The sequence below is a fragment of the Azospirillum sp. B506 genome, assembly GCF_000333595.1.
GTDB lineage: Bacteria > Pseudomonadota > Alphaproteobacteria > Azospirillales > Azospirillaceae > Azospirillum.
This window is the reverse complement of the sequence record NZ_BADK01000952.1, coordinates 43,188-52,324: the sequence shown is the minus strand read 5'-3', so window position 1 is coordinate 52,324 and position 9,137 is coordinate 43,188. Positions and strand designations below refer to the sequence as shown.

At 69.4% G+C, this 9,137-nt stretch carries 8 protein-coding genes; 3 read left to right on the top strand and 5 right to left on the bottom strand.

Going from position 1 to position 9,137, the window contains the following annotated elements; translation table 11 throughout:
- On the bottom strand, window positions 1-1,578 hold a 1,578-nt coding region (locus I71_RS29640; RefSeq protein ID WP_244434137.1), incomplete at its 3' end, for a filamentous hemagglutinin N-terminal domain-containing protein.
- A 408-nt stretch (window positions 1,579-1,986) separates the two neighbouring features.
- Between I71_RS29640 and I71_RS29635 the strand changes: the two genes are divergently transcribed.
- Both I71_RS29635 and I71_RS29630 read left to right on the top strand, forming a co-directional pair.
- Window positions 1,987-2,739: a ParA family protein gene (locus I71_RS29635; RefSeq protein WP_244434136.1), complete on the top strand. Its 753-nt coding sequence runs from the start codon at window positions 1,987-1,989 to the stop codon at window positions 2,737-2,739.
- Window positions 2,740-2,741: 2 nt separating this feature from the next.
- Window positions 2,742-3,485: a DUF3102 domain-containing protein gene (locus I71_RS29630; protein WP_042702829.1), complete on the top strand. Its 744-nt coding sequence runs from the start codon at window positions 2,742-2,744 to the stop codon at window positions 3,483-3,485.
- Window positions 3,486-3,533: 48 nt separating this feature from the next.
- Here I71_RS29630 and I71_RS29625 read toward each other — a convergent pair whose 3' ends face one another.
- The gene (locus tag I71_RS29625) at window positions 3,534-4,082 is read right to left on the bottom strand and encodes a hypothetical protein (RefSeq protein ID WP_049976399.1); all 549 of its coding nucleotides are present in this window, start codon (window positions 4,080-4,082) and stop codon (window positions 3,534-3,536) included.
- Window positions 4,083-4,381: 299 nt separating this feature from the next.
- Here I71_RS29625 and I71_RS29620 point away from each other — a divergent pair, with 299 nt between their 5' ends.
- Window positions 4,382-5,287 (top strand): LysR family transcriptional regulator, encoded by a 906-nt coding sequence (locus tag I71_RS29620; RefSeq protein ID WP_042702825.1) that lies wholly within the window; start codon window positions 4,382-4,384, stop codon window positions 5,285-5,287.
- 1 nt (window position 5,288) lies between these two features.
- On the opposite strand, the gene mmsB is transcribed toward I71_RS29620, so the two are convergent.
- From mmsB to I71_RS29605, 3 genes are all read right to left on the bottom strand, one after another.
- A complete protein-coding gene (gene mmsB / locus I71_RS29615) occupies window positions 5,289-6,170 on the bottom strand; it encodes a 3-hydroxyisobutyrate dehydrogenase (RefSeq protein WP_042702823.1) in 882 nt (293 codons plus the stop codon).
- Window positions 6,171-6,251: 81 nt separating this feature from the next.
- Window positions 6,252-7,397, bottom strand: a complete 1,146-nt coding sequence (locus I71_RS29610; RefSeq protein WP_042702821.1) for an isobutyryl-CoA dehydrogenase — start codon at window positions 7,395-7,397, stop codon at window positions 6,252-6,254.
- A 125-nt stretch (window positions 7,398-7,522) separates the two neighbouring features.
- Window positions 7,523-9,022: a CoA-acylating methylmalonate-semialdehyde dehydrogenase gene (locus I71_RS29605; protein ID WP_042702819.1), complete on the bottom strand. Its 1,500-nt coding sequence runs from the start codon at window positions 9,020-9,022 to the stop codon at window positions 7,523-7,525.
- Window positions 9,023-9,137 lie beyond the last annotated feature (115 nt).

Here is a 9,137-nt window from a genome sequence, read left to right as displayed (position 1 = left end):
GCGATAGGCGGTCAGGGTCAGCGAGGCATCGCCGCCTGCCGACTTGGGAAGTCCCTGGTCGATGGTGAAGTCGCCGGCCTCACCCCCCGTCGTGTCGGTCTGCAAGGTGACAGCGGTTCCGGTGTTCAGCGTGGCCTGGATCGTGTCGGCGGAGACGGTGCCGCCCGTCGCCGACACCGTGATGTCGGTGGGGTCGAGCAGCCAGAAGCCGCCCTGTCCCTGCCCCGCCCCCTGCCCCGCCCTGGCCCCGGCATCGACCCTGCCGCGCACCTGCAGCGACAGCTTGCCCGACGTCTCGACGAAGCCGCCATCGCCGCCGGCCGAGCCGCCGCGGGCGGTGATGGCGCCGTCGAAGCGGGTGCTGCCGTCGGCCCAGACCACGACCTTGCCGCCCCTGCCGCTCTCCGTGGCGTCGGCGGCGATGGTCGCCCCTTGCGCCACCACCGTCTCGGTCGAGGGCGGCACCGGCTTGCGCGCCGGACGGATCCGGTAGCCGGCCAGCGTGGCGGCCGACGCCTTGCCGCCCTGCACGTCGCCGCCGATCAGCACCTCCCCGCCCCCGGCCGGACCGGACACGGTGACGCGCGCCGTGGCGGTCAGTGTCGTGCGGGTGCCGGACACGGTGACGGAACCGCCGGTCTGGCCGACACCCGTCTGGCCGACACCGGTCTGGCCGGCGCCGCTGCCGCTGGCGTCGAGCGTCCCCGACACCTCCACCTCGCCGCCGTCGCCCAGCAGCACGATGTCGCCGCCCTGCTGTTCGACCCGGCGGGCCTGGACGGTGCCGGACATGTTGACGACGCGGTCGACCAGCCCCTTGGCTGCCGACGCGGTCATCTGCACCCGGCCGCCATCGGCGAAGATTTTGCCGCTGTTGCTGACCAGCGCGTCGGCCGGCTTGCCGTCGGCACCGACGGGGCGGGCATCGGTCTTGGCGTCCACCGCGATGTTGATCTTCTGGTCGCCGAACAGGTCGACGACGAAGCGGCGGCCCGACGCCAGCGTCACCTCTCCCATGCGGGCCTGGATGGTGCCGCGGTTGGCGACGCCGGGGGCGACCAGTGCCGCCAGTCCGGCCTGGGCCACCGTGATGGTCCCCTCATTCTCCACCGTCGCGGTCGAACCGGCGCGGCCCTCGAAGCTGTAGCGGCCGGCCATGAAGTCGGTGTTGCGGATGTCGTGGGTGGTGGCGACCAGCCCGCCGACATCGACCTGGGCGTTGCGGCCGAACAGGATGCCGTTGGGATTGACCAGCCAGACCTGGCCGTTGGCGGTCAGCCGCCCCAGGATCGCCGACGGATCGGAGCCGGTGACGCGGTTGAGGGTGATCGAGCCGGAGTCGGGCTGCTGGAAGTTGGTGTGCTCGCCCTCGGCAATGCCGAAGCGCTGCCAGTCGATCACCGCCTTCGGCGTCGACTGGATGATGTCGAGCCGGCCGGGGGCCGTCGGGCGGATGGTGGCGGCGCCGTCGGTGACCATGCCGCCCTCGGGATTGGCAAGTGCCGGCAGCGGCAGGGCGAGCATCGCGGCGACGATGGCCAGACGTGCCGGCCCGGCCAATGCCGTGCTGTCGCGCAAGATTGTCCGGGGCCGCACGCCTTCGCATCCACCCGTCGCCCCGCCAACCACAGCCCAGTCCCGCATCGCCAGTCCGATCCTCATGTCCACCCCCTCTGCCGGGGGGAAGGCATTACGCTGTCCAATTTCAAGGAATTGGGGACATTTTAGCGACGGCGGCACGGCACGGAAATACCGAAAGTGGTGACAGAATGTTTCGTGAGCGCAACGCGGGGCGGTCCGCCATGTCATGGTGGAAGCGTTACCGGTAACGGATCCGGTCGGGGAAGCGTTACCGGTAACGGGTATTGCGGTACAGGGAATGCCTATTTCCATGGCGCAGGTGCCGCCTTTGCCCTTTCGAGCCGGCGGCCGATCCGCTAATAAGAAGACCGTCAGGAAGACGGGCACGCGATGCAGGGGGAACAGATGGCCGATCCGACCGCCGTCGCCACACGGAAGTCTGCGGGCAGAGCCACTGGTAAATCAACGGGCAAGCAGGCGGCCCAGGGCCGCGGCGATGCGGTAAAGAAATCGGCGCCGCTGCCCGCGCGCTGGGTGGTCTACAGTGCGCCGAAGGGCGGTACCGGCAAAACCACCAGCTGCAAGAACACCGCCGTCGCCGCAGCCAAGGACGGCATGCGGGTGGCGACGCTGGATTTCGACCCGCAGCGCACGCTGGGACAGTGGCACGAGCTGCGCCGCCCGCATGACGTGGCGGCCATCGACCATTACGAGGGCACGCTGGACGACATCGAGGCGGCGCTCGCCCAGATCGATCCCTGCCGCTACGACGTGGTCTTCGTCGACACGCCGCCATCGGTGGAGCTGTATCCGGAGGCGACCAAGATCCTGCTGCGCCGGGCCGATCTGGTGCTGGTGCCGACCGGGGTGGGGCGTTTCGACAAGATGAGCGTCATCCCCTGGATGGAGTTCCTGCGCGACTATGGCCGCCCGGCCGCCTTCCTGCTGAACCGGGTCAAGCGCCGGTCGGTCAGCCTGCGCGAGGCCAAGCTGGAGCTGGGGCGCGTCGGCCGGCTGGTGCCGCACGAGGTGCCGGACATCGAGGACATGCACCGGGTCGACGATGTCGGCTGCTCCATCGTCGATGTCGGCGCGGTGAACGGCGCCGACGAGTGCCTGGGCGCCTGGTACTTCATCCGGCACGAGCTGGGGATCTAGAGATGGCCAATGTGAAGTCCTTCATGAAGAAGGTGGCGGAGCAGGGCAAGGCCGCCCCCCCGCCGGCGGCCAGGCCGGAGGTAGCGTCTACCCCTGTGCGGTCCACGGCGGTGGCGCCGTCGAAGGCGGACCGCCGGGCATCCGACATCAGCGACGCCATCGTGCCCTGCCACACCCGGCAGGAATTCGCCCAGGAAATCCGCTATCACTGGAACCGCAGCCGCAAGGAGTTCCTGTCGATCGGCCGATACCTGAACCGCGCCAAGGACATCCTGCCGCACGGCGACTTCGAGGCGATGATCGAGAGCGACATGCCCTTCTCGGTCGAGACCGCCTTCCGCTTCCGCGCGGTGGCGGAGGCGGTGGACACCGGCCGGCTGTCGCTGGACGTGCTGCCGGGGGCGGAAAGCGTCGCCTACCAGATCGTCACCATGACGCCGGACGAGCTGGAACGCGCGAAGGCGCAGGGGCTGATCCGTCCGGACGTGACCCGCCGCCAGCTGATCGACTTCAAGCGCTCGCTGCGTCCGCCGAAGGACGTGACGCCGAACGACCGCCGCCGCCAGCTTCTGGCCGAATATGCCCGGCTGCGCACCCGCATGGCGGAGGTCCGCGACGAGCTGCGGCGCGACCATGGCATCGACCCGGAGCACGACCATGGTCGGGCCGGGGTGACCATCGATGTGGAGGCAGAGGACATCGGGGCGGCCGATAATGGGGCGGATGCCGACGGCGACCGGGGGTAAACCGCGGATCCCAGCTCAGTGCCAGATCAGTGCCAGATCAGTGGCAGATCAATGGTTGTGCGAGGTGTGGGAAGCCGGGCTGTCGTCGCCTCGGCGGGGGGAGGGGCTGCCGCCGCCCAGCAGGTTGGTCAGCGAGCGGAAATCCCGCTGGAAGCTGGTGAAGAAGTCGCCGTCGTTGCCGCGGGACAGCCGGGCGGCCGAACTGGCCGTCGCGTGGGTTTCGCTGTTGCTGACGCTGCGGACGCGCCGTTCCGGCGCCTTCGGCTTGCGGGCCGGGGTTGCCGACGGCGTGGGCGGGGGAGGGGCCTCCGGCAGGGCGGCGGTTTCCGGGGCGCGGGCGAAGGCGTCGCCGCACAGGCCGCGGTCGGATGCCTGCTCCAGTCGATCCGGAGCCAGCAGCCAGCAATCGAAGGCGTCGATCTGCGGCTTTGACGGGGCCAGGGTTGGAGCGGGGGAGGGCAGGGGAGCGCCCGCCTCCGACGCGGACAGCAGCGGTTCCGCGGCGGCGCGGTCTGGGGCAGGCATGGTGAGCAAGGCCGCAAGTGCCGCCACGATGATCGCCCCGCTCACCCTCACCGTCCGGCCCGCGCCCGGCATTCCCCGTCCTCTCGATGATCTCAATCGCGTCGCTCAACAGATAAACGCAACAGCGGCCCTGTTTGTCCGCGCGAAATGGGGGCGGGTGTCCGGAAGATGCGGTACCCCTTCGGGGCGGGAACTCTCGGCCGCAGCCTGCCCATCGGCGTGCGGCCCGGCATGCGGCCCGGCATGCGGCCCGGCATGCGGCCCGGCATGCGGCGTTGTCGCAGGGGCGGGTTGGCGCTCTTGTCAGGCGGGCGGGTTGGTGGGACAGTTCGCCCCCTCTTCCCCAGCGGACGGACGGCGGCGCCGGCGACATGGCCGACTTCAACTGGAACGACCTGCGCTTTTTCCTGGCGGTGGCTCGCGCCGGCACGCTGACGACGGCGGCCCAGCGCCTGCGGGCCGACCACACCACGGTCAGCCGCCGCATCACGGCGCTTGAGGACGCGCTGCGCGTCACCCTGTTCGAGCGCCGGCCCAGCGGCTTTACCCTGACGCCGCAGGGCGAGCGGCTGAAACAGACCGCCGAGGTGATGGAGAGTGCGGCCCTGCTGGCCCAGGGCATGGTGGCCGACGGCGATCTGGCGTTGGCCGGCGCCGTGCGCATCGGGGCGCCGGACGGCTTCGGCAGCTGTTTCCTGGCGCCACGCATCGGCGCGCTCTGCGAACGTCATCCGGAACTGGAGGTGCAGCTGGTCGCCATGCCGCGCGTCTTCAGCCTGTCCAAGCGCGAGGCCGACATCGCCATCAGCCTGTCGCGCCCGCAGGAGGGGCGGCTGTTCGCGCGCAAGCTGACCGATTACCGGCTGGGGCTGTACGGCACCGCTGGCTATCTGGAGGCCCGGCCGCCGATCCGCAGCCGCGCCGACCTGCGCGGCCACTCCTTCATCGGCTATATCGACGACCTGATCTTCGCCCCCGAACTGGACTATGTCGAGACCATCGGCGAGGTGGCGCCGCGCATCAAGAGCAGCAGCCTGGTCGCCCAGCTGAAGGCGACGCTGGCCGGGGCCGGCCTGTGCATGCTGCCCGCCTTCATCGCGTTCGGCGAGCCGGATCTGGTGCCGGTGCTGGCGGAGGAGGTGACGATCACCCGGTCCTTCTGGCTGATCGTGCATGAGGATCTGCGCTCGCTGGCGCGGATTTCGATGACCGCCGACTACATCGCCGATCTGGTGCGGCGGGAGCAGGCACTGTTCCTGCCCCCGCCCGCAGCCTGATTTACCCTTCGCCGCGCAGCATGCGGATGATGCCGGAGAAGTCGGTGCCGCCGTCGCCTTGCGCGTTCATCAGCGCGTAGAGCTGGGCTGCCGCGGCCCCCAGCGGGGTGGGGGCGCCGGCGCTCTGGGCCGCTTCCTGGGCCAGCTTCAGGTCCTTCAGCATCAGCGCCGCGGCGAAACCGGGCTGGTAATCGCGGTTGGCCGGGCTGGCGGGGACCGGGCCGGGGACCGGGCAATAGCTGGTCAACGACCAGCATTGGCCCGACGAGGTCGACGACACGTCGAACAGCGCCTGATGCGACAGGCCGAGCTTCTCCGCCAGCACGAACGCCTCGCAGACGCCGATCATCGAGATGCCGAGGATCATGTTGTTGCAGATTTTCGCCGCCTGACCGGCACCGGCGCCGCCGCAATGGACGATCTTCTTGCCCATCGCCTCCAGGATCGGGCGGGCACGCTCGAAGGCGTCGGCCTCGCCGCCTGCCATGAAGGTCAGCGTGCCGGCGGCGGCACCGCCGACGCCGCCCGACACCGGCGCATCGAGCGAAGCGGCGCCCGTGCCGGTGGCCAGCGCATGGGCCTTGCGGGCGGAGTCCACGTCGATGGTGGAGCAGTCGATCAGCAGGGTGCCCGGCCGCGCCACCGGCGCGATGTCGCCATAGACGCTCAGCACATGCTTGCCGCCCGGCAGCATGGTGATGACCACCTCCGCCGCCGCGGCGATGGCGGCGGGGCTGTCGCCGATGGTGACGCCGGCCGCCCCGGCCGCCTCGACGGCGGCGGGCACGAGGTCGTAGCCAACCACCTGATGCCCCGCCTTCACGAGGTTCGCGGCCATCGGGCCGCCCATGTTGCCCAATCCGATGAAACCGATCACCGCCATCGTCGCGTCTCCCGTCGCTTTGGTTTTTTGGGTGCTTCCCCCTCTCCCCCCCGGGGAGAGGGGATTAGAGGTCGTCTTGGGTCAACCCATCCGCCCGATCTCGCTGCGCGAGACGATCAGGCGCATGATCTCGTTGGTGCCTTCCAGGATCTGGTGGACCCGCAGGTCGCGGACGATCTTCTCCACGCCGTAGTCGGCCAGATAGCCGTAGCCGCCGAACAGCTGGAGCGCGTTGTTCGCCACCTCGAAGCCGGTATCGGTGGCGAAGCGCTTCGCCATGGCGCAGAGGCGCGTCGCATCCTTGTTCTTCGCATCCAGAGCCGAGGCGGCGCGGTGGACGAAGGTGCGGGCGGCCTCAAGCTCGGTCGCCATGTCGGCGATGCGGAATTGCAGCGCCTGGAAGCGGTCGAGCGTCTGGCCGAAGGCCTTGCGCTCGCTCATGTAGGTCAGCGCCTTGTCCAGCGCCGCCTGGGCGCCGCCGATGGAGCAGGCGGCGATGTTGATGCGGCCGCCGTCCAGCCCCTTCATGGCGAACTTGAAGCCCATCCCCTCCTGCCCCAGCAGGGCAGAGGCGGGGATGCGGGCGTCCTCCAGGATGACGGCGCGGGTCGGCTGGGCGTTCCAGCCCATCTTGTGCTCGTTGGCGCCGAAGGACAGGCCGGGGGTGTCCGCAGGCACCAGGAATGCGCTGATGCCGCCGGGGCCGTCCTCGCCGGTGCGGGCCATGACGAGGTAGAGGTCGGAACTGCCGGCGCCGGAAATGAACTGCTTGGCGCCGTTGAGGACGTAAGAGTCGCCGTCGCGCACCGCCCTGGTCCGCAGCGCCGCGGCGTCGGAGCCGGCATTGGCCTCGGTCAGGCAGTAGCTGGCGAGCCAGTCCATGGTGCAGAGCTTCGGCAGCCACTGGGCCTTCTGCGCGTCGCTGCCGAAATTGTCCAGCATCCCCGCCACCATGTTGTGGATGGAGATGTAGGAGGCGATGGTCGGACAGCCCTGGCTCAGCGCCTCGAAGATCACCACGGCGTCGAAGCGGCTGAGCGCCGAGCCGCCATGGTCTTCCGACACATAGATGCCGCCCATGCCGAGCGCACCAGCGGCGCGCAGCGTGTCGATCGGGAAATGCTTCTTCTGGTCCCACTCGACGGCGTTGGGCGCCAGCTCGTCGCGGGCGAAGGACAGTGCCATGTCGCGGATGGCGACCTGGTCTTCGGTCAGTTCAAAGGACATGCATCACCTCCCTCCAAATCCCCCTCTCCCCGCTTTCGGCGGATCTTCGATCCGCCTGTCGCGTCAGCGCAAACTTCGTTTGCGCGTGAGCGGGGGGGGGAGAGGGGATATGGGCCGTAGCGTAATCACTCCATGGTCGGAATGACGAAGCTGGCGCCGTCCTTGACGCCCGAGGGCCAGCGCGAGGTGACGGTCTTGGTCTTGGTGTAGAAGCGCACCGCGTCGGGGCCGTGCTGGTTCAGGTCGCCGAAGCCCGACCGCTTCCAGCCGCCGAAGGTGTAGTAGGCGAGCGGAACCGGGATCGGCACGTTGATGCCGACCATGCCGACATCGACACGGCTCGCGAAGTCGCGGGCGGCGTCGCCGTCGCGGGTGAAGATGGCGACACCGTTGCCGTACTCATGGTCGTTCGGCAGCGACAGCGCCTCCTCGTAGGAGTCGGCGCGGACGACGGAGAGGACCGGGCCGAAGATCTCCTCCTTGTAGATGCGCATGTCCGGCTTCACCTCGTCGAACAGGCAGCCGCCCATGTAGAAGCCGTTCTCGTAGCCCTGCATCTTGAACTCGCGGCCGTCGACAGCCAGCTTCGCACCTTCCTTGACGCCGAGATCGACGTAGGACTTCACCCGCGCCAGATGCTCGGCCGTCACCAGCGGGCCGAAATCGGCGCTGCTGTCGGTCGAGGGGCCGACCTTCAGGCTTTCCACCCGCGGGATCAGGCGGTCCATCAGGGCGTCGGCGGTCTTCTTCCCCACCGGCACGACGACGGAGATCGCCATGCAGCGCTCGCCCGCCGCACCGAAGCCGGCGCCGATCAGCGCGTCGGTCGCCTGGTCGAGGTCGGCGTCCGGCATGACCAGCGCGTGGTTCTTGGCGCCGCCGAAGCACTGGACGCGCTTGCCCGCCGCGCAGCCGCGGTTGTAGATGTACTCGGCGATCGGGGTGGAGCCGACGAAGCCCACCGCCTTGATGTCGCGGTCGTCGAGGATGGCGTCCACCGCCACCTTGTCGCCATGGACGACGTTGAGGATGCCCGCCGGCAGGCCGGCCTCCAGCATGAGTTCGGCCAGCTTGACCGGCACGCCCGGCGTGCGCTCCGACGGCTTCAGGATGAAGGCGTTGCCGCAGGCGATGGCCGGGGCGAACTTCCACATCGGGATCATGGCCGGGAAGTTGAACGGCGTGATGCCGGCGACGACGCCCAGCGGCTGGCGCATCGAATAGATGTCGATGCCGGGACCGGCGCCGTCGGTGAACTCGCCCTTCAGCAGGTGCGGGATGCCGCAGGCGAACTCCACCACCTCCAGACCGCGCTGGATGTCGCCCTTGGCGTCGACGATGGTCTTGCCATGCTCCAGCGACAGCAGCAGCGCCAGCTCGTCGTAATCGCGCTGGACGAGGTCGAGGAAGCGCATCAGCACGCGGGCGCGGCGCTGCGGGTTGGTGGCGGCCCAACCGCGCTGCGCCTCCTTGGCGTTCTCGACCGCGGCGCGCATCTCCTCGACGCTCGCCAGCGGCACGCGGGCGCGCACCTCGCCGGTCATCGGGGAGTAGACGTCGGCGAACCGGCCCGACGTGCCGGAAACCAGCTTGCCGCCGATCAGGTGCTGAAGCTCGGTGGTCATCCTATTGTCCTCCCTCATGATTGTTTGTCACCATGTGGACCTGAGCGGCGTCGCGGATCGACCCGAAACTTTGCGCATCGGTTGTGCAGGAATGCGCCAAGCGCTCTCCGATGGC

Excerpts from the sequence above, each read along its gene's own strand:
- I71_RS29610 (WP_042702821.1), bottom strand. The coding sequence starts at position 7,397 with ATGTCCTTTGAACTGACCGAAGACCAGGTCGCCATCCGCGACATGGCA.
- mmsB (WP_042702823.1), bottom strand. The coding sequence starts at position 6,170 with ATGGCGGTGATCGGTTTCATCGGATTGGGCAACATGGGCGGCCCGATG.
- I71_RS29635 (WP_244434136.1), top strand. The coding sequence starts at position 1,987 with ATGGCCGATCCGACCGCCGTCGCCACACGGAAGTCTGCGGGCAGAGCC.
- I71_RS29605 (WP_042702819.1), bottom strand. The coding sequence starts at position 9,022 with ATGACCACCGAGCTTCAGCACCTGATCGGCGGCAAGCTGGTTTCCGGC.
- I71_RS29625 (WP_049976399.1), bottom strand. The coding sequence starts at position 4,082 with ATGCCGGGCGCGGGCCGGACGGTGAGGGTGAGCGGGGCGATCATCGTG.
- I71_RS29630 (WP_042702829.1), top strand. The coding sequence starts at position 2,742 with ATGGCCAATGTGAAGTCCTTCATGAAGAAGGTGGCGGAGCAGGGCAAG.
- I71_RS29620 (WP_042702825.1), top strand. The coding sequence starts at position 4,382 with ATGGCCGACTTCAACTGGAACGACCTGCGCTTTTTCCTGGCGGTGGCT.